At 63.6% G+C, this 19,914-nt stretch carries 14 protein-coding genes and 3 pseudogenes; 5 read left to right on the forward strand and 12 right to left on the reverse strand.

Translation table 11 applies throughout. The features are described from left to right. Positions 1-665 precede the first annotated feature (665 nt). Genes B6K69_RS15900 through B6K69_RS15915 form a run of 4 tightly spaced genes read left to right on the forward strand, consistent with a single transcriptional unit; the run spans position 666 to position 10,891 of the window. Positions 666-4,175 carry a helicase-related protein gene (locus B6K69_RS15900; protein WP_108644488.1) on the forward strand — a complete coding sequence of 1,170 codons (3,510 nt, stop codon included), beginning with the start codon at positions 666-668 and terminating at the stop codon, positions 4,173-4,175. Continuing rightward, positions 4,172-4,768, forward strand: coding sequence for a hypothetical protein (locus B6K69_RS15905; RefSeq protein WP_108644489.1), 597 nt, complete (start codon positions 4,172-4,174; stop codon positions 4,766-4,768). The genes B6K69_RS15900 and B6K69_RS15905 overlap by 4 nt, the downstream gene beginning before the upstream one ends. 10 nt (positions 4,769-4,778) lie before the next feature. Continuing rightward, complete coding sequence (locus B6K69_RS15910) at positions 4,779-7,568, forward strand: DUF1156 domain-containing protein (protein WP_108644490.1); 2,790 nt, start codon at positions 4,779-4,781, stop codon at positions 7,566-7,568. 11 nt (positions 7,569-7,579) lie between these two features. Beyond that, on the forward strand, positions 7,580-10,891 hold the full coding sequence (locus tag B6K69_RS15915) for a DUF499 domain-containing protein (protein ID WP_108644491.1): 3,312 nt from the start codon (positions 7,580-7,582) through the stop codon (positions 10,889-10,891). Positions 10,892-10,906: 15 nt separating this feature from the next. On the opposite strand, the pseudogene B6K69_RS15920 reads toward B6K69_RS15915, so the two are convergent. From B6K69_RS15920 to B6K69_RS15965, 11 genes and pseudogenes are all read right to left on the reverse strand, one after another. Then, positions 10,907-11,107, reverse strand: a pseudogene (locus B6K69_RS15920) (hypothetical protein); the annotation flags it as partial. A 51-nt stretch (positions 11,108-11,158) separates the two neighbouring features. After that, complete coding sequence (gene tnpC, locus B6K69_RS15925; RefSeq protein WP_108642833.1) at positions 11,159-12,715, reverse strand: IS66 family transposase; 1,557 nt, start codon at positions 12,713-12,715, stop codon at positions 11,159-11,161. A gap of 54 nt (positions 12,716-12,769) precedes the next feature. Then, entirely contained in the window at positions 12,770-13,093 is a 324-nt protein-coding gene (gene tnpB / locus B6K69_RS15930) for an IS66 family insertion sequence element accessory protein TnpB (protein ID WP_206340516.1), read from the reverse strand. Positions 13,094-13,119: 26 nt separating this feature from the next. Further along, positions 13,120-13,509: an IS66-like element accessory protein TnpA gene (gene tnpA, locus B6K69_RS15935; protein WP_107673214.1), complete on the reverse strand. Its 390-nt coding sequence runs from the start codon at positions 13,507-13,509 to the stop codon at positions 13,120-13,122. Between the two features lie 94 nt (positions 13,510-13,603). Continuing rightward, positions 13,604-14,053 (reverse strand): annotated as a pseudogene (locus tag B6K69_RS15940) (hypothetical protein); the annotation flags it as partial. Further along, positions 14,050-14,622: a DNA methyltransferase gene (locus B6K69_RS18440; protein WP_228156759.1), complete on the reverse strand. Its 573-nt coding sequence runs from the start codon at positions 14,620-14,622 to the stop codon at positions 14,050-14,052. The gene B6K69_RS18440 and the pseudogene B6K69_RS15940, both read right to left, overlap by 4 nt. Positions 14,623-14,677: 55 nt before the next feature. Beyond that, positions 14,678-15,133: pseudogene (locus B6K69_RS18445) on the reverse strand (DNA cytosine methyltransferase); the annotation flags it as partial. 5 nt (positions 15,134-15,138) lie between these two features. After that, positions 15,139-16,146 carry a helix-turn-helix domain-containing protein gene (locus B6K69_RS15950; RefSeq protein ID WP_108644493.1) on the reverse strand — a complete coding sequence of 336 codons (1,008 nt, stop codon included), beginning with the start codon at positions 16,144-16,146 and terminating at the stop codon, positions 15,139-15,141. Beyond that, a complete protein-coding gene (locus tag B6K69_RS15955) occupies positions 16,143-16,538 on the reverse strand; it encodes a VRR-NUC domain-containing protein (protein ID WP_108644494.1) in 396 nt (131 codons plus the stop codon). Before B6K69_RS15955 ends, B6K69_RS15950 begins: the two co-directional genes overlap by 4 nt. Continuing rightward, a complete protein-coding gene (locus B6K69_RS15960) occupies positions 16,535-16,774 on the reverse strand; it encodes a hypothetical protein (RefSeq protein WP_108644495.1) in 240 nt (79 codons plus the stop codon). The genes B6K69_RS15955 and B6K69_RS15960 overlap by 4 nt, the downstream gene beginning before the upstream one ends. Then, complete coding sequence (locus tag B6K69_RS15965; protein WP_228156760.1) at positions 16,771-17,019, reverse strand: helix-turn-helix transcriptional regulator; 249 nt, start codon at positions 17,017-17,019, stop codon at positions 16,771-16,773. Before B6K69_RS15965 ends, B6K69_RS15960 begins: the two co-directional genes overlap by 4 nt. Positions 17,020-17,642: 623 nt before the next feature. Here B6K69_RS15965 and B6K69_RS15970 point away from each other — a divergent pair. Further along, the gene (locus B6K69_RS15970; protein ID WP_108644497.1) at positions 17,643-18,245 is read left to right on the forward strand and encodes a hypothetical protein; all 603 of its coding nucleotides are present in this window, start codon (positions 17,643-17,645) and stop codon (positions 18,243-18,245) included. A gap of 3 nt (positions 18,246-18,248) precedes the next feature. Here the strand turns inward: B6K69_RS15970 and B6K69_RS15975 are convergent, their stop codons facing one another. Continuing rightward, a complete protein-coding gene (locus B6K69_RS15975; RefSeq protein WP_108644498.1) occupies positions 18,249-19,520 on the reverse strand; it encodes a tyrosine-type recombinase/integrase in 1,272 nt (423 codons plus the stop codon). Positions 19,521-19,914 lie beyond the last annotated feature (394 nt).

The raw sequence follows: 19,914 nt of genomic DNA on the forward strand, positions 1-19,914 counted from the left end.
GGTATAGGGGCGCAGCCGGGCAATCGGCTAGGACTCTACCTAGCTCGGCGCGAAGACGAGGTCCATGGGGCGGGGCTCGGGATGTCGGGGAGGGGAAATGAAAAACGCCCGCGAGGGGGTCCTCCGGGCGCAATTCTTCGGTGATCAAGGGGTAGGTCAATGGGGGCAGGTCTGTCAACCCGAAAAGTGAAGCGGATTCAACGGCTTCTAATGAATTGGCTTCCCGTGGTGGCTTCCGCCCACCTGGCTTCCCCGGAGGTGGCTTCCCTGGCTTCCCACCGGGAATCCACCCCGGCCAGATCGTGATTCCGCAAGCCGCTGATCTGACTCAAGATTTTCGGCTCCGGGTCGCAAGGTGGCTTCCGCCTGGCTTCCCCGGTGAAAATGCCTCACGCTAGCGAACCGCCGCGCTGCGCCCCCCCGCATACGTTCGGAGCCAGGGAGGAACCAGACGAGGGGGGAGGTCAGACCAGCGGTGGGTTCAGAGGGGTGGTCAGCCCTCAGATCGTCGGCTTTCGGCGGCGGTCGCCGCTTGTTCCCGGATGCATCGGCGTCTAACGTCCATCTGATAGAAATTGCTGGGCTTTCAGGCTGTTTGACCATGCGTTTCGAGTAGACTGGAGTGCTGCGCCGATTCGATCCCGGCGCAAGTGGGCGGAGGAAACATGACGGTTCTGGAAGACATCAAGAATGGCGCCCAATTGCGCGGCGTCGTTCCAGGCCAGCCCGTCGATGTTGTTTCTGTCGAGTGGATTGGGGATCAGGCCATAAATCTAGTCTATCGCGTGCCCGGCGGTGGTGTTGCTGAAACAACCCTCTATCGCGACGACCAGGCACGAATTGAACTGGATGCCCGCGGCCGGGCTTGGTCTTTCGATGCGGATGGCGATCTTCTGCGCCTTGTTACCGAGGCCAATCGGATAAAACTGGCGCATTACTTCGACCCCTATCTCGCCATTCACACCAGCCTCGTTGACCCGCTTCCGCACCAGATTTCTGCCGTCTATGGCGAAATGCTGCCGCGCCAGCCTTTGCGTTTTCTTCTCGCCGACGATCCGGGTGCCGGAAAAACCATCATGGCAGGATTGCTGATCAAGGAATTGATCGCCCGCAGCGATCTGGAGCGCTGCCTTGTTGTTGCCCCCGGCAGCCTGGTTGAGCAGTGGCAGGATGAGCTTGGAGAGAAGTTTGGGCTGGAATTCGACATCCTCACCCGTGACATGATCGAGAACTCCCGGTCAGGAAATCCGTTCAGTGACCGAAACCGCCTGATTGCGCGGCTGGATGTTCTGGCCCGGAACGAGGAATTGCAGGACAAGCTGGCACAGGCCGCCGAGTGGGATCTGATCATCTGTGACGAAGCCCACCGCATGTCTGCGACCTATTTCGGCGGTGAGGCGAAATACACCAAGCGGTATCGCGTCGGTCAGAAACTCGGCGAAGCCTGCCGTCACCTGCTCCTGATGTCGGCAACCCCTCACAATGGGCATGAGCAGGACTTCCAGCTGTTCATGGCGCTGCTGGATGGTGACCGGTTCGAGGGCCGGTTCCGTGACGGCGTGCACTATGCGGATACCGCTGACATGATGCGGCGTCTGACGAAAGAGGAACTGCTGCGCTTCGATGGCCGCCCGCTCTTCCCCGAGCGTCGCGCCTACACGGTCAAATACGAGTTGTCGCCCGAAGAGGCCGCGCTTTACGCTGCAGTGACCGAGTACGTCCGCAACGAGATGAATCGGGTCCAGCGCTTTGCGGCCGAAGACGGCAAGAAACGGAACAACGTCGGCTTTGCCCTTCAGATCCTACAGCGCCGCCTCGCGTCCTCACCGGCCGCGATCTACCAGTCCCTGAAAAGGCGGCGCGAAAGGCTTGAGGCGGAACTAGCCGAGGCGCGACTGATGGTGCGCGGCAAGAGGTCCGGTTTCGATACCCCCGACGTGCCAGATGACGCCCTGCAGAACCTCGAGGAACTCGGCCAGGACGAGATCGACGATATCGAGGATCGGATTTCCACGACCGCGACCACGGCCGAAACCGTCGATCAGCTCGCCCTTGAGGTCGAAACGCTGCAAGGCCTCGAACGAATGGCGCTGGGCGTTCTCAGCTCCGGCCAGGACACCAAGTGGTCGCAGCTGAACCGTATCCTCGATGATGAGCTGATGGTCGACTCGCAGGGCAACCGCCGCAAGCTGATCATCTTCACCGAGCCGAAGGACACCCTCTACTACCTGCATGATCGCGTAAGGTCGCGTCTTGGCCGCGCCGATGTGGTCGAGGTGATCCATGGCGGCGTGTCCCGCGAGGATCGGCGGAAGATCGTCGAGCGGTTCATGCAGGACCGCGACATGCTGGTGCTGATCGCGAACGACGCGGCTGGTGAAGGTGTGAACCTCCAGCGTGGCCACCTGATGGTGAACTACGACCTCCCATGGAACCCGAACAAGATCGAGCAGCGGTTCGGCCGTATCCACCGGATCGGCCAGACCGAGGTCTGCCACCTCTGGAACCTTGTCGCGGCCGACACACGCGAGGGCGAGGTCTACGCCCGGCTTCTGGAAAAGTTGGAGGCGGCACGCGAGGCGCTGGGCGGGCGCGTCTACGACGTCCTTGGCGAGCTGTTCGATGGCACGGCGCTGAAGGATCTGTTGTTCGAGGCGATCCAATATGGCGAGCAACCCGATGTGAAGGCTCGGCTGTTCCAGGCCGTCGATGGTGCCGTCGATCAACAGCACATGCTTGATCTTCTGGCGCGCCGGGCCCTGACTAACGACACGATGCCAGCCGCTAGGGTGCAGGAAATCCGCATCGACATGGAACGGGCCGAGGCCCAGCGCTTGCAGCCGCACCATATCCAGAGTTTCTTCGTCGAGGCGTTCAAGCGCCTCGGTGGTCAGATCAAGCCGCGAGAAGAGGGGCGTTGGGAGATCACCCATGTCCCGGTCAGCATCCGCGAGCGTGATCGGCAGATCGGCACCGGCTCTCAAGTTCAGAAGAAGTACGAACGCATTTGCTTCGAGAAGGGCAAGGTGAACCAGCAGCCCGTGGCAACGTTCGTCTGTCCCGGTCACCCTCTGCTCGAAGCCGTCATCAGCATCGTACGAGAGCAGTACGATCACCTGATGAAACAGGGCGCGGTCATGGTCGATGAAACCGACCTTGGCCAGGAATTGTCGGCCATCTTCTTGCTGGAACATAGCGTCCAGGATGGCCGCCCGACCAGCACTGGCAAACCCCACATCATCTCGGAGAAGCTGCAGTTCGCCTCGATCGACAAGAGCGGGAAAGCTGCAAATGCGGGGATCGCCCCGCACCTGAACCTGCGCCCTGCCACGGCCGGGGAAATCGCGCTGGTTTCCGACAAGCTGCACGAGGACTGGCTGCGGAACGATCTGGAAAAGGCGGCGATCCGCTTTGCCACGGTCGACCTAGCCCAAAGCCACGTGGCCGAGGTCAAGGCACGGCGTCTGCCGGAGATCGCCAAGGTCGAGCGGGAGGTAAAGGCCCGCCTCAAGAAGGAGATCAACTTCTGGGACAATCGCGCGGCCGAGCTGCGCGAGGATGAGAAGGCCGGGAAAAAGACCCGCCTGAATTGGCAGAACGCCGAACGCCGGGCCGAGGACCTTGCCGACCGACTGAAACGCCGGATGGAGTTACTGGAGAAGGAACGCTTCATCTCCGCTCAGCCGCCGCGGGTGCGGGGTGGCATGGTCGTTGTGCCGAAGGGGCTGCTCTTGGCGAAGACGGCCGTCGCAAGCGGGGTCAAGGCCAGCGCCTTTGCCGAAGACCCGGAGGCCCGGCGGATCAGCGAATTGAAGGCCATGGAAGCGGTCATCAACGCCGAGCGCGCGCTGGGCAACGAGCCGCGCGACGTCTCGGCGCAGAAGGTCGGCTACGACATCGCGTCCTACGATCCTCGATCCGGCCATTTGCGCTTCATCGAGGTCAAGGGCCGGATCGATGGGGCTGACACCGTGATGCTGACCCGGCAGGAGATCATCACCTCGCTGCACGAGCCCGGAAAATACATCCTGGCCATCGTTCAGATCGAAAGCGGCTACGCCCAGGAGCCTCGGTATGTCCGGGGTGCGCTATCGGACCACGAACCTTCGTTCGAACACACGGCCATCCAGTTTAACTTGAAGCGCCTGCTGGAGCGGGCAGAGGTGCCAAATTGAGAAAGAAGAGCATTAAGCTTGCTGCGCAGACGTTCAATGCGAACATCGACGAAATCATTTCATTCACCAACCGCGCCACCGGTGCTGGGGGTCCACTGACAGATCAGGATCAGTCGTGGTGCTTTGATCTGGCGATCATCAGGGTCTATCGTGAGTTCGAAGACTTGATCCTCAGTTGTTTGGTCGCCTTGATTAACAGCGATGCGACGACGTTTTCACAGGTTAAGGGAAGGAACTTCCCAGCCCATATGAACGTCGAGGTTTGCGAATACCTCATTTGCGGTGATGGCTACTTCGATTTTGCAGGGCGTGACGGCCTAATCAAGACGATCAAGAAAGTTGTTCCTGCCGCCCATTGGCTTCCGGCCATCGTTTCAGATGCAGCCTACACTGACGCACTCAAGAAACTCAGCGCGTTGCGAAACTTTGCTGCGCACGATAGTGCGGTATCGAAGAAGCGCGCTCTAGATGCCATCGGCGGGAAGGGCATGTCATCGAGCGGTGCTTGGTTGAAGCGCCAAGGGCGCTTCGCGGCGCTCTGCACGAGCCTAAAGGCGATGTCGGCACGGATCGAAGCTGCCGCGCCCTATTGAAAGCAAGACGATGACCCAACCCTACAAGAAGAAACTGATCGAAGTCGCCATCCCGCTCGAGGCCATCAACGCCGCCTCGGCGCGGGAGAAGTCGATCCGGCATGGGCACCCCAGCACCCTGCATCTGTGGTGGGCGCGGCGGCCGTTGGCGGCGTGTCGGGCGGTGCTGTTTGCGCAGCTGGTGGACGATCCCTCCAGCCATCCCGACCAGTTCCCCACCCATGAGGATCAGGAGCGCGAGCGGCAGCGGCTGTTTGCCATCATCGAAGACCTGGTGCAGTGGGAGAACTCGACCAACGAAGAGGTGCTGGAACGGGCGCGGGCGGAAATCCGGCGGTCTTGCGGTGGGGTGCTGCCGCCGGTCTATGACCCGTTCTCGGGCGGCGGGTCGATCCCGCTCGAGGCGCAGCGGCTGGGCCTGCCTGCCTATGGGTCCGACCTGAACCCGGTGGCGGTGATGATCGGCAAGGCGATGATCGAGATCCCGCCGAAGTTCAAGGACATGCCCCCCATCCACCCCGGCATCAAGGAGCGGTCGTTCTACCGCAACGCCGAGGGGCTGGCCGAGGACGTGAAATACTACGGCGAATGGATGCGCGAGAAGGCGTGGGAGCGCATCGGTCATCTTTACCCGCAGGTGGACCTGCCGAAGGAGTATGGGGGCGGCAAGGCGACAGTGATCGCATGGATCTGGGCGCGGACAGTGCCGAGCCCGGACCCGGCCTTTGCGGATGTGCAGGTGCCGATTGCGTCAAGCTTTCTGCTGTCCTCCAAGACCGGGAAAGAGGCGTGGATCGAGCCCATCGTGGACCGGCAGGCCAAGACCATCACCTATCGAATCCGGCAAGGTGGGACGAAGGCCGAGTTGGAGGCGGCGAAAGAAGGAACAAAGGCCGGGCGCGGGGCAAACTTCCGCTGCCTGATCTCGGATACCGCGATCACAATGGAACACGTTCGGCGTGCTGCAAAGGATGGCTTGGGAGAGCAGCTCATCGCAATTGTTGCAGAGGGTCCACGAGAGCGGGTTTTTGTTGCTCCAATCGCCGAACAAGTCGAAGCCGCCCGCGCTGCGAAGCCCTCATGGCGGCCCGAGATGACGATTTCGCCCGATCGCCGCGCGTTCACTCCTCCAGATTATGGAATGGAGACCTTCGGTGATCTTTTCACCGATCGGCAGCTAGTGGCGCTGAACACCTTCAGCGATCTTGTGCATGAGGCGCGGGCACAGATTGAGGCCGACGCATCCGCCACCCTTTCCGCCGATCCCACCTTGCTGCGCGACTTTGGCAAAGGCGCCAAAGCCTATGCCGAGGCAGTTAGTGTGTATTTGGCGTTTGGCGTCAGCAGATTGACTGACATTCAAAACTCACTTTGCAGATGGGAATCGTCGAAAACACAGGTCCGAAACCTTTTCGGTCGTCAGGCTATTCCCATGATGTGGGACTTTGGCGAAAACAACGTTTTTTGCGATGCTGCGGGAGACTACCGGACTAGTCTTGGAAGCATCGTCAAGGTGATTGAGCGATTTCACCCCAGTGGCGAAGGTATTGAGATCAACCACGACGCTCAAACCGTTGTCTACCCCGAGGGAGCGGTAATTTCTACTGATCCACCTTACTATGACAATATAGGCTACGCTGATCTGTCAGACTTCTTCTTTTGTTGGCTAAAGCCAGCCCTCCGATCAGTATATCCTGATATATTCAGTGTATTGGCTACTCCAAAGGCAGAGGAATTGATTGCTGCGCCCCACCGGCAAGGCGGGAGGGACGCAGCCGAGGTTTTCTTTCTGGACGGGATGCGCAGAGCAATCGCGAACATGGCTCACCAGTCCGCCAATGATTTTCCTGCGGCGATCTACTATGCTTTCAAACAAAGTGAGGTCGCGAATGAAGGGATTAGTTCAACTGGTTGGGCGACGTTCCTGCAGGGGATTCTAGATGCCGGGTATTCAGTCGTAAGTACTTGGCCGATGCGAACAGAACTTGCGAACCGAATGAGGGGGCAGGAGAGTAACGCCCTCGCAAACTCCGTCGTCCTCGTCTGCCGCAAGAAGGAAGCCTCGGCCGAAGTCATCACCCGGGCCGAGTTCATCCGTGCCCTGAAACGCGAACTGCCCCCGGCCATCGCCGAGCTTCAGGCCGCCAACATCGCCCCGGCCGACATGCCGCAATCGGCCATCGGCCCCGGCATGGGCGTCTTCTCGCGCTACAAGGCGGTGCTGGAATCCGATGACAGCCCGATGACGGTGAAGGCCGCGCTGCAACTGATCAACCGCGAGCTCGACGAATACCTTGGCGGCATCCAGGGCGAGTTCGACGCCGACACCCGCTTTGCCATCACCTGGTTCGAACAGAACGGGCTGAAGGCGGGCGACTATGGCACGGCGAACAACATCGCCACGGCGCGCGGCATCTCGGTCGAAAGCGTGAAACACGCCGGGATCGTGGAAAGCGCAGCTGGAAAGGTGCGCATCCTGAAGCGCGACGAGATGGATGCGGAATGGGAGCCGGACGCCGATGGCCACCTGACGGTCTGGGAATGCTGCCAGCATCTGGTGCGGCTGCACGAGAAATACGGGATCGGCTATGAGGCGGCGGTGATGCTGAAGAAGTTCGGGTCCAAGGCGGATGATGTGCGCGACCTCGCCTATGTGCTTTACAACATCTGCGAAAAGCGGGGCGACGCGAAGGAGGCGACCGCCTACAACGCGCTGATCGCGGATTGGACAGACCTGACCCGCGAAGCCGCCACCGCGCCGCTGACGAACCGCAGCGGTCAGATGAGATTTGAGGTTTAAGGGGTAGAGCCATGGCAAAAAGCACGCGCCAGTATGTGTTCGAGGGCATGGAACTGCTGCCCGAAGCGCTGATCCCCTTTGTCGAACGGCGGCTCGAAGCCTCGTTGCAGGGGCATTGGCAGGTTCAGGTTCTGGAGAAGATTCCTGGCCTGCGGCCGAACAGTCAGGGCAAGGTCGGTTGGGACCAGGCGGCGCTGTTGAACGCGATGGACCGCTTCTGGATGGAGGCGTTCAAGACCGTGTTGGGGCGGGCTGAGCGGTCGATCGTCAACGAGCTGGTCGATGTGCGCAACAAGCTGTCGCACAACGAAACCTTCACCTATGACGATGCCGAACGCGCGCTGGACAGCATGCGGCGGCTGATGGAGGCGATCAGCGCCTCGGACGTGGCCGACCAGCTGGGCAAGATGCGCGACACGATCCTGCGCACCAAGTTCACCGAATTGCAGCGCAACGAAGAGCGGAAGAAGAGCCAGCGGTCCGACATCTCGGTCGAGACGGTGGCGGGGCTGTTGCCCTGGCGCGAGGTGGTGGAGCCGCATCGGGACGTGGCGACGGGGGAGTTCCAGCAGGCCGAGTTCGCGGCCGACCTTGCCAAGGTCCACAACGGCAGCGCGCCGTCGGAGTATCGCAACCCGACCGAGTTCTTCTCGCGCACCTATCTGACCTCGGGCCTGTCGACCCTGCTGATCGGCGCGGCCAAGCGGCTGTCGGGCACCGGTGGCGATCCGGTGGTGGAGCTGCAGACCAACTTCGGCGGCGGCAAGACCCACTCGATGCTGGCGCTCTACCACATGGCGGGGGGCACGCCGGTCGAGGATTTGCCGGGGCTCGACCAGCTTCTGTCGCGCGAAGGGCTGACCGTGCCGGGCAAGGTGAACCGGGCGGTGCTGGTGGGCACGTCCTACGGGCCCTCGGATGCGGCCAAGCGGCAGAAGGATTACGGGCGGCCGATCCGCACAACCTGGGGCGAACTGGCGTTTCAGCTTGGCGGAGAGGCGGGCTATGCGCTGGTGGCCGAGAACGACGCCAACGGGATCGCGCCGGGGTCGAATCTGCTGGAGGAACTGTTCCGGCAGTGCGCGCCGTCGCTGATCCTGATCGACGAATGGGTCGCGTACCTGCGCCAGATCTACAAGGTTGAGGGGCTACCCTCGGGGTCCTTCGACTCGAACCTGTCCTTTGTCCAGTCGTTGACCGAGGCCGTGAAGGCCAGCCCGGGCACGCTGCTGGTGGCATCGCTGCCCGCGTCGCAGATCGAGGTCGGCGGGGAAGGCGGCCAGGAGGCGCTGTCGCGCCTGAAGCAAACCTTCAGCCGGGTCGAGACCGGCTGGCGCCCGGCTGACCAGGAAGAAAGCTACGAGATCGTCCGTCGACGGCTGTTCAAGGAAATCCCGGGCGACAAGTTCCACCACCGGGACAACACGTTGAAGCAGTTTGCGAAGATGTATCGCGACAGCCCGAACGAGTTCCCGCAGAACTGCGAGGGCGAGGATTATCGCCGGAAGCTGGAGAAGGCTTATCCGATCCATCCGGAGCTGTTCGATCAGCTCTACACCAGCTGGGGCTCGCTGGAGAAATTCCAGCGGACGCGTGGCGTTCTGCGTCTGATGGCGCAGGTGATCCACGAGTTGTGGATGAACAATGACCCCTCGGTGATGATCATGCCGGGAAGCGTGTCAATCAGTTCGGCGCGCGTTGAGCCGGAGTTGCTGCATTACCTCGACGTATCGTGGCAGTCGATCATCGCGGGCGATGTCGATGGTCCGAACTCGACGCCCTACCGGATCGACCAGTCCGCCCCGAACCTCAACCGCTATTCGGCCACCCGCCGTGTGGCCCGGGCGATCTTCATGGGAACCGCGCCGACTCACGGGCAAGACAACAAGGGCCTCGATGATCGTCAGATCAATCTGGGTGTCGTGCAACCCGGCGAACGCCCAGCCATCTTTGGCGATGCCCTTCGGCGCTTGGCGAACAACGCCAGGTTCATGCATGGCGACCTCGGCCGTTACTGGTACTCGATGTCGGCCAGCCTCAATCGTCTTGCCGCGGATCGGGCAGGGCAGATCGAGGAACCGCTCGTCCTGCTGGAGATCGACAAGGCGCTCGCGACCTACATCAACGGCCTAGGCGACCGTGGGCATTTCGACACCGTGCAGGTCGCGCCCAGCAGTTCCGCCGACGTTCCCGACGAAGCCGGTGGCGTTCGTGCCGTTGTGCTTGGTGTCGCCCATCCGCACACCGGGCGCGAGAATTCCGATGCCATGGCAGAGGCCAAGGATATCCTTCTTCAGCGCGGATCCACGCCTCGGGTCTATCGCAACATGCTCATCTTCCTCGCGGCTGAGGCCCGACAGCTTGACGGACTGAAAGAGGCGATGCGTGCGTCGCTGGCCTGGTCGGGGATCGTCAAGGATACGGATCGCCTGAACCTGACGCAGCGCGACAGCGCTCTGGCCAAGGCCAAGGTGACCGAGGCGGCCGAAACCGTGAAGACCAGGCTGAAGGAGACCTGGTGCTACCTGATCTATCCCATGCAGGATGGGGCGCAGGCGGACCTTGAGTGGATCACTTCCAAGGTTCCAGCGCAGGATGGGCTGTTGTCGCGCGCCAGCAAGAAGCTGGCCAGCGACGAAGGCCTTCTGCCGGAGCTTGGTCCTGCGCGCCTCGACCGCGAATTGCAGAAGTACATCTGGAACGGCAAGGGCCACCTCTCGCTCAGGGATCTCTGGGAATATCTGAACCGCTACATCTATCTGCCGCGGGTCAAGGATCGGAACGTGCTGATCAAGACGGTGCGGTCGGCGGTCAGTGCGATGGTGCCCGGACCCTTTGCCTATGCGGAGCGGTGGGACGAAAAGACGGGTCGCTATGTTGGCTTGGTTTCGCAGAATGGGGCGAACGCGCCGGTGGTGATTGACGCCGACAGCGTCATCGTGAAGCCCGATGTGGCGGAGAAGCAGACTGTCGAAGCCACCGCGGCCGCAGCAGCGACTACCGAACCAACGCATGTCCCGACGAAAGCTGCAGCAGAACAGACCGGCTTGAAGCCAACGTCAGCTACGGCAGCTATTGTGCAGCCCGAACGTGATCCGACCCGGTTTATCGGGACGGTCATGATCTCGGCAGATCGGCCAGCACACGAAATGCGTCAGATCGTTGAGGCGATCATCGAGCAGCTCACAGTGCTGCCCGGCAGCGAAGTGACGCTGAAGCTCGAGATCGATGCTGAAGTGCCGAATGGCCTTGACCGAAGCAAGGTGCGCACGCTGCTAGAGAATGCGAACACGCTGGGCTTCATCGACAAGGTGATCAAGTGAAGTGACGCGTGACGGTCATGGATCGTCACGCGATTTCCATGGCCGCACCTTCGGCATCGCCGCCGTCACCTCGATCTCCCGCAGCATCTCGCCCGCGATCAGCCCCTCCCGCACCCAGCCCAGCGCCTGCCACCAGTCGTCATAGCCACGCCGGGCGGATTCGATCTGCTGCGGATGCGGAGAGAAGGTCACCGGACAGGCCAGGATGTCGATGGTCTTCCATGTGGCGCGCGCGCCCGTAAGCGTTCGCGGGGGACCACGGACGGCTTATCTTGACGGCGTGAAGTTCCACGGCAGCAGGTCGTCGAGGCGGCTTTGCGGGTGGCCGTTGGCGATAGCTGTCAAGGTGGCCTTGAGATAGGCGAAGGGCTCTATGCCGTTGATCTTGCAAGTTTCGATCAGCGAGGCGATGCGGCCCCAGGCGATGCCGCCTTCGTCATGGCCGGCGAAGAGCGTATTTTTGCGATTGAGGGCTATCGGGCGGATCAGGTTTTCGACCCTGTTGGAGTCGATTTCGACGCGGCCGTCGGTCAGGAAGGTTTGCAGCCCGTCCCAGTGATTGTGGATGTAGGCGAGCTTTTCGCCGAGCCGGGATTTGGCGGAGATCTTGCGGCGTTGTGCCTGCAGCCAGTCGCCGAAGGCGGCCACCAGCGGCGCGGTGCGGGCCTGACGGGCGGAGAGGCGCTGGCCGGGCGAGATGCCGCGGATGTCGGCCTCGACGGCATAGAGTTCGGCGATGCGGCGCAGACCCTCGGCGGCGATCTCCGATCCGTCGCGGTCAAAGACTTCCTTGAGTTTGCGCCGTGCATGCGCCCAACAGTGGGCCACCCGAATGGGCGCGCCGCCCTTGCGGGATGGTTTGGTCAGGCGGTTGTAGCCGGTGTAACCGTCAATCTGCAGGATGCCGTCGAAGCCGGTGAGGAAGGTCTCGGCATTCTCTCCCGCGCGGCCGGGGGCATAGAAGTAGACCACGCCGGGCGGGTCCTCGCCGCCCCACGGTCGGTCATCGCGGGCCAGCGCCCAAAGGTATCCGGTCTTTGTCACACCGCGCCCCGGATCCAGCACCGGGGCAGTGGTTTCATCCATGAACAGCTTGGATGACCGCTTCAGATGTTCAGCCAGCCGGTCGACAATGGGTTTCAGGTGGAACGCAGCCTTGCCGACCCAGTCGGCCAAGACTGCGCGGTGCAGATAAAGGCCCGCGCGCGCCAGGATCTGGCTCTGCCGATATAACGGCAGATGGTCCGCATACTTGCTGACCAGCACATGGGCCAGCGTCGCTTCGGTCGGTAGGCCCCCCATGATCAGGTGAGACGGCGCAGGGGCTTGGGTCACCCCGTCGGTGCAGGACCGGCAGGCATACTTCGGACGCACGGTGACGATGACGCGCAGCTGGGCCGGCACGATGTCCAGCCGTTCGCTGCGGTCTTCGCCGATCTTGTGCATGACACCGCAGCCACAGGGGCAGATCAGGCTGGCGGGTTCGATGATCTCTTCGATGCGCGGCAACGCGGCCGGCAGATTGCCGATAGTGCGCTTGGGGGCGGGTTTGCTCGCCTTGTCATCTGCTTTGGCGGCGCGGGTTTCCTTTTCCGCTTCAACCTCGGCCAGCGCGATGGACAGATCCTCGAATGCCAACTGCCGTTCATCTTCAGACAGCTTTTCCGACCGCTTGCCATGCAGGGCATGATTCAACTCAGCGATCAGATGCTCTTGCCGACGGGTGATTTCCGTCAGCGCCGCCACGGTTTCCATCAACGCCAGAACAGCCGCACGTTGCGCGGCAGGGATGGTGGAAAGGTCGATGACGGGTGCGGTTTGCATGGGCTGGAGCTACCATAATATCCCCGCAAAAACACGCAAAACCAAATGGTTGGTTCACTCTGCCGCAGCCGGTGGACGCCCCTCCAGCGCCTTTACCTTGCGCCAGTCCAGCCCGGCAAACAGCGCCTCGAACTGGGCATGGTTCAGCGCCATCACCCCGTCCTTGATCGCGGGCCAGGTGAACGTCGCATCCTCCAGCCTTTTGTAGGCCATCACGAGGCCGGTGCCGTCCCAGTATAAGAGCTTCAGCCTGTCCGCCTTACGCGAGCGGAAGACAAAGACCGCCCCGGTGAACGGATCCTTGCGCAGCACAGACGACACCAGCGCTGCCAGGCCATCATGACCCTTTCTGAAGTCGATGGGCTTTGTCGCGACCATGATCCGAACCCGGTTCGACGGGAACATCATGGGCTGGCAGCCAAGGCGCGCACGACCGACGCAATCCGCTCCGCCGAGGCTCCGGTTTCCAGACGGATAGCCACCGCGCCCGCGATGATCTCAGGCCGGTCCGCGGCGCCCACGGCACAACGCGGTCCATCACCAACCGGGCCAATCATCAACGATGCAAATTCCACCGGATCCTCCGGCGCCGGCAGCACCAGCCGCCCTTTGCGCGCCAGCGTCCGCCACGCCGAAACGTGGTTCGCCGGAACACCATGACGCCGCGCGACAGAATTCACCGTGATACCCGGCGTCAGCGTCTCCGCCACGATCCGGGCCTTCACCTCATCAGGCCACTTCCGGTTCCGACGGCCGCGACCGCCAACCGGGAAAACCTCCAATGTAGTCTCCATGGAGAAAATCCATTCCAACAATCACCAAAGTCCAAAGAACCGATCAGGATGAGAGCCGGAAGGTGGGAGGCTGGAAACGCTTACGCGCGCCCGGGCCGCGCACGCGGATGCGTTCGGTGCCCACGACGATGGCGCCTGCATGCGTGCCATGCTGGTTCTGTTTCACGATGGACGGCACGCAGCGCGGGACGGCGCAGGGCATCCAGTCCGGGGTCAGCCCGGCGCGGGCCAGTTCGGCGACGCGGATCGCCATGCGCTTGCCGCCGAGGCTGTCAGGGACCCCGGCGACGGTGGCGGCGATCACCTCAGCGTCCTCGTGGGTGTAGCCGCCGATCTTGTGCCGGCCGCCGTCGATCTTGCAGCCCAGCACGGCGCGCTGGAGCAGGACGTATTCCAGGCCGAAACCGAAACTTTCCTCGGTGACGTCCGGGGGCAGGGGCAGTTCCAGCTGCGCCTGCTCGATCCGGAACGCCCATTCCAGCGCGGCCTGCACGCCCAGCGCGCGTTTGACCTTGGTGCCGCTGACGCGGCCGTGGAAACTCATGTCTGCAATCCTTCAAGGAAATCCATCTGCGCCGGGCGTTGGGCCGCATCGGTCGGCCGCCAGATCCACGGGCCCGAGGCCATGGGCAGCTGCGAGAGTGCACCACGCATGTGCTGCTGCCAGTGGGTGAACTCCGTTGCCGAGCAGGCGCAGAGCGCGTGCCCGATGGGCCAGCCCATCAGCCATCCGACGAAGAGCGGGTTCAGCCGCCGCCGCGACCGGCCCTTCAGGATCCGCCGCGAGACGACGCGCCCATGCGAGGCAATCATCGAAGCCCAGAGCGGGCGCGAGATCGGGGCGTGTGGCAAGGACCGCGGCCCATCGGGCGAGTTCGCCGGGCCCGGGCGGGTGAAGCCCTGTTCCGCCCGGTAGTGCAGCAGGTCCATCCGGGATTTGCCGTCGGCGCGGGTGATGCTGGCCTCGCTGGATCCCTTCCAGTTCTGGGCGGCCGGGGTCGGCCAGTGGTTCGGCAGGGCCTTCGCGATGCCCAGCGCCAGCGCCTCGGCTTTCCGGGTAAAGTCGCTGTTCCCGGCCGGGTTGTAGCTGCCGGTGCCCGGATGCAGGCTCATCGGCGTGGGCCAGGATGAAGATCCGCAGCCGCTCGTGCGGCGCGCCGACCTCTGCCGCCGAGAACAGGCCCGCCGCAGGCGTGTAGCCCAATCCCCAAAGCTCTCTGAGGACGGTCTCGAGGCCGAGGGTGACATGACCGGCGACGTTTTCGAGGAAGACCCATTCGGGACGGCATTCGCCAATGACCCTCGCGACGTCGGGCCAGAGGTGCCGAGGATCGTCAGCGCCGCCGCGTTTTCCGGCAGCGCTGAAGGGTTGGCAGGGATATCCTGCCAGGACGGCATCGAAGGCGCCGCGGAACGGGCGTGCGTCGAAGCTGCGCAGGTCGGTCCAGATCGGGGCCGGGGCAAAGTATCCCGCGCGCTGGGCGGCCATGAGCACCGCCCTTGGCCAGTCCTCCCACTCGACGAAGGCGCGGGTGTGATATCCGGGTTCGGCGAGCATGAGGCCCAGATCAAGGCCTCCGCCGCCTGCGCAGAGGGATAATCCGTGCCGGGGACGTGACACCATGCCATTCACCGCACTCCGCGCTCGCGCAGGCGTTCGGGCGTAACAAGCCCCCGGGCGAGCATGGCGTCGCGCATCGTGTTGCTGATCGCGCTGACTGGCAGGTAGCGGCCGGAATTGACCAGATCGGCATAGAAGGCGGGCAGGTCGGTAATCGGCTTCGCGGCCGGGGCGGGGGGCGCTTTGGGCTTCCGGCGCTTCCGTCCTGCATCCTCGACCTTGCGCCCTGCTGCACGCTGCATCGCCCGGTCCAGCGCCATCGGCCCATCGGGCGGTTCGGGATGTTCCTGACGGGAGGCCGCGGCCGCGGCGATGATCTCCGCCTCGGTCAGCCCCAGTTCGTCGCGCCAGCGCTGGACGTGCAGCCGGGGTGGCCAGCCTTGCCACCAGCCGGGCAGGGTGGCGGGATCGAGGCCCAGCGCAGCGAGCAGGTCCCCGAAAACCTGATCGGAAATCGTCTCGCGCGCCTGCGCGCCCTCCTCCTCCTTTACTGGTTTACTTAGAGGTTCCCTTACAGGGTTAGTGTCCGAATTTCGGACACGGCTTTCGGCATTTTCCGGACACGGCTCGGCCGGATATTCGGACACGGCTCCCGCGTCGATCCCGTGTCCGAAATCCGGACACGGCAGGGCATCGGCTATGGCATCACAGGGCGAACCCTCTGCCATGTCAGCGATTTCCACACCGTCGCCGTCCCCGTGTCCGATTTCCGGACACGGCACTACAGCCACAGGTATGAAGCCTGGCTCAAACCCCAGGATGTAGCGGGTCGGCAGCTGGCGCTTGGTCACGGGATCGAGCCGCGGCACACGCCGCAGCAGGCCCACGGCCTCCAGCTGGCCAAGGTGATCGTTCAGCGTCGACCGGCTGATCTCGCAGTCATGCGCCAGCCGGCCCTGCGAGGGAAAGCAGCCGTAATCAGGGTTGAACCGGTCGCAGAGGTGCCAGAGCACGATCTTGGTCGTGGGCTTCAACCCGCGCTGCTTGATGGCCCAGTTGGTGGCCTCGTGGCTCATGGCGCGGGCCTCCGCGGGGCTGGGGCGATGCGCGTGGTGAAGCCGTGATCGGCCAGCGCGCCCAGCGCATCGTCGAGACTGCGGACGAGCGCCCAGCCGAACTCTTGGGCCTGAACCGCATCGCGGAACGCTTCCTGCTCCGGCCGCAGCCGCCCCTTCGGCGCCTTCAGCTCGAGAAACAGGACGCGCCCCTCGCAGAGCACCATCAGATCGGCGAACCCGGCATGGACGCCCATGCCGACAAGGATCGCCTGGCGCTTGGCCCCGCGGGGCCCGGCCTCGGTCACCTCGTTGGCGCAGTGATGGATGATGGCCGAGCGGGGCAGGGCGATGCGCAGCGCCTGCACCACGGCACGCTGCAGATCGGCCTCTGGTGTGCCACGGCGCATCATCGCGCGGCCCTCCCCTGATCCTCGCGCTGGGCGCGGCTGACCGGCCGCCGCGCATCGACGACGACGAGCAGGCGCTGGGCATCGGCGCGCTCGCCCGGGGTCTCGCCATGCTGCACCAGCACATTGCAGGCGAGCCGGATCAGGAGATCGCTGTGATGCGCGACATCGGCGATGACAGCGCGGGCCTCGGCCACGCGGTCGGCTGGCCAAGCGGAATTGCGGTGCCGGATGGTCATGGCCGCCCCCGCGACTTGCGCACCGGATGGGCCTGTTCCTGCGAACGGATCCACTCCTGAATGGCGGCGCGGCGATAGAAGGTCTTTCGACCTATGCGTGTGCAGGGCGGCCCCTGGCGGCGGGCTTCCCACCGGGACAGCGTGTCGGCCGTCAGGCCCAGCGCCCGGGCCAACTGCTCTCGGCTGATCCAGTCGGCCAGCAGGTCGGGGATGTCCTCGTCGGGATCGGTCTGAATGTCCTTCATCGGCTGCTCCATTCGCGCGGCACCCCTCTGGTGGGGGTCGGTTCAGCGAAGCAGAGCGCGAGGACCGGAAGACAGGCGGAAGGTGGAATTGCAGGCCGCCACCCCGTTCCACCCCTTGTTTCATTGGGCTTTTCGGCCTCGGCCAGCTTCGATCACCGCAGGAATGCGCCTCCGCCACCACCGCTCGTGTCGGTTCCGGACGGCGATCCGTGCGCCAGTGTCACCACTCTCTCCGGGGCAGGCCTTCTGGCCGGTATTCAGACGGATTCGCCTGTTCTGCGATGTGCGGAATTGCCGGAATGAGTTGTTCCGGTCGGGTTCCGGGGGCGTTCGACGATATCCACCGAAACTCTGCCGACATGCGTCGAATCGCACCGGATACCTGTTGCAGACTCGCCCATCGGCTGAGTAGATTCGCCGTTGAGCAGTCCATAAGAATCGAAAAGACGAACGCAGTCGGATGCGCACACCGGTGACGGTGTGCCTCTGGCTTACAGGCGGGTTTCCTCGACGACGTGCTCTGAACCCCGGTACGCCCACGTGCTCGGCACGGCGGGTCATTTGTAACCTGCATGCCGACGGCCCTGGCCGAAGGATGCCGCATGTCTGAAAGGAGTTTCCTGATGCCTCTGCCGCCTGTCGCATTCTTCTCGATCTACGAAATCGCCGTGCGCTGGGGTTGCCCTCCGGCAGATGTGGCGGGCTGGGCAGCGGCAGGGTATCTGCATGTCGTGGCGGGCATTCCTCCCGTCCTCTGCGGTGACGAGACGGTGGCGGGGATGGTTCAGGTGCCGATGGCGGAATTGATGGGGATGTTCCGGCGGATGGGGCCGAGCGACGAGCAGGCGCGTCTCAGGCGGGTCATGCCGCTCGGCAGCAAGACCTGGCTCACGATCCCCGATCCGGCCGAGGGGGTGCTGGTCCGGTCCTCCGACCTGCTGCTCGATTCCGGAACGCTGCAGGCCTTCGAGGAGGAGCGCGATCTGCTGCGGCGCCCGGCCTCCACCATCGGTGCCAGCCCGCGATACGATTGGGATGCGATGTACGCGTGGCTGACGTGGTTCCTGTTCGAAAAGGGGGTGCCGGACACCCAGACCGCGCTGGTCACGCTGGTGCAGGACTGGTTCGTCCAGAACTCGAAGTCGGGGGAGGTGCCGGATGAAAGCACCATCCGCAAGCGGCTCTCCTCGCTCTGGCGCAGGCTGCGCGGTGAGGATGCCGCGTGAGGGTCAGGCCGATTTCGGCAGGTCAGCCCCGTCCTGCGCCGCGTCATGCACAAGGCGCGGCCGTGGGCGCAGGAGGCTGGCAACCGTGTCGACGCCCGCGCGCAGGGGGGAATCCATCAGGTGTGCATAGCGCTGGGTGGTCTGCATCTGGCTGTGGCCCAGCAACTTGCCGATCATTTCCAGCGACGCGCCACCGCTGACCAGCAGCGAGGCAAAGGTGTGGCGCAGGTCGTGGATGCGGACGTCGGCCAACCCGGCATCCTTCTGCACCTTGGCCCAGAAGCGGCGGATTTCCCGCACCGGTTGGCCGACCGTGTCGCCGGGGAAGAGCCACGGGTTGCTGCGTGGCACCGCCTGATGGCGCAGCCGCACGATGGCCGCGACGTCCTGCGAAATCGGGACGCGGTGGATCTTGCGCTGCTTTGTGGTCGAGGCGGGCTTCGACCATATCGCATAGTCGAGGTTGAATTGTTCGAACCGTGCCGTCCGAACCTCGCCCACCCGGGCTCCGGTCAACATGCACATGCGGATGATGGCCGCGGCGCGCTGATCCTCGGCGGCATCCAGCACGGCCGCCAGCCGGGTCAGTTCCTCGGGCGACAGGAACCGTTCGCGCGCGTGTTCGATGCGACGATGGAACCCCTGCGCGGGGTTGTCCGTCCGCCATTCCCATTCCACCGCCAGCGTGAACATCTTGCGCAGCACCTCGCCCATGCGGTTGGCGCGGATCGGGGTGGGCTTGTGACCCTGCAGCTTGCGGGCTCGGTTGTTGGGCTTCGCCTTGCAGGGGCGGGGACGACCCTCGGCCACGAAATCGAGGAACTTCGCGACGTCGGACTTGGTGATCTCCGTCACCAGCCGGTTGCCCCAGGCCGGTTCCACCATCTTCTTCAGCATCGAGACCTGGTCGCCCGCATTGGTCTTGGCCAGTTTGGGCAGGTGTTCAGCGATGTAGCGGTCGATCATGTCCGTGACACGCGGGGCCCCGCGCCACTCGTCGCGCATCGCCAGAGGATCCTGTCCCTCGTCGATGGCGCGGCGGAGTTCCTTAGCGCGTTCGCGGGCGGCGGTGACGCTCCACTCCGGCCAGCGCCCGATGGTCATCCGCCGCTGCCGCCCGGCATGCCGGTAGTCGATGGTGAAGGTCCGCGCGCCCGAGGCCTGCACCCGGGCGGCGAAACCGATCACATCCGTGTCGAATATCTGATAGCTGACGCCGGGCTTGGGTTCCGCCTCGCGCAGGGTTTTCTCATTGAGTTTCAGTCTTTTGACCATACATCCCGCCTCCTTGCCCGACGACACAGGCGTAGACCCGCGCCACTATCAAGTCGGACCACGAGGGCGGGACCGGAATACAGGCGGAAGGTGGAACTGGGGCGGGGTGGAGCGTTCCGGGCTGGAAGAACGAAGGATCGGGTGAACCGGCCCGGCGCAGAAGGTGGCAAACAGACGGATGCACGAATCCATCTGCGCCCATGGTTTGATCGGGGTCCGCGCATGGGTTATCTGGAGTGCATGAGCCGACCCACACTACCGCCCCAAACGACCACGATCTGGCCGGCCTAAACGAAATGCGCAAACGCATTGGGGCGCTGACGATCTGGTCCGACCGCGAGATGAACGTAGTCGCCGCACATCACCAGCGTCAGGTTCCTCGGGGGCATGGCTC

Origin of the sequence: Pseudogemmobacter blasticus (assembly GCF_003071405.1) — a bacterium.
GTDB classification, from domain to species: Bacteria; Pseudomonadota; Alphaproteobacteria; order Rhodobacterales; family Rhodobacteraceae; genus Pseudogemmobacter; species Pseudogemmobacter blasticus.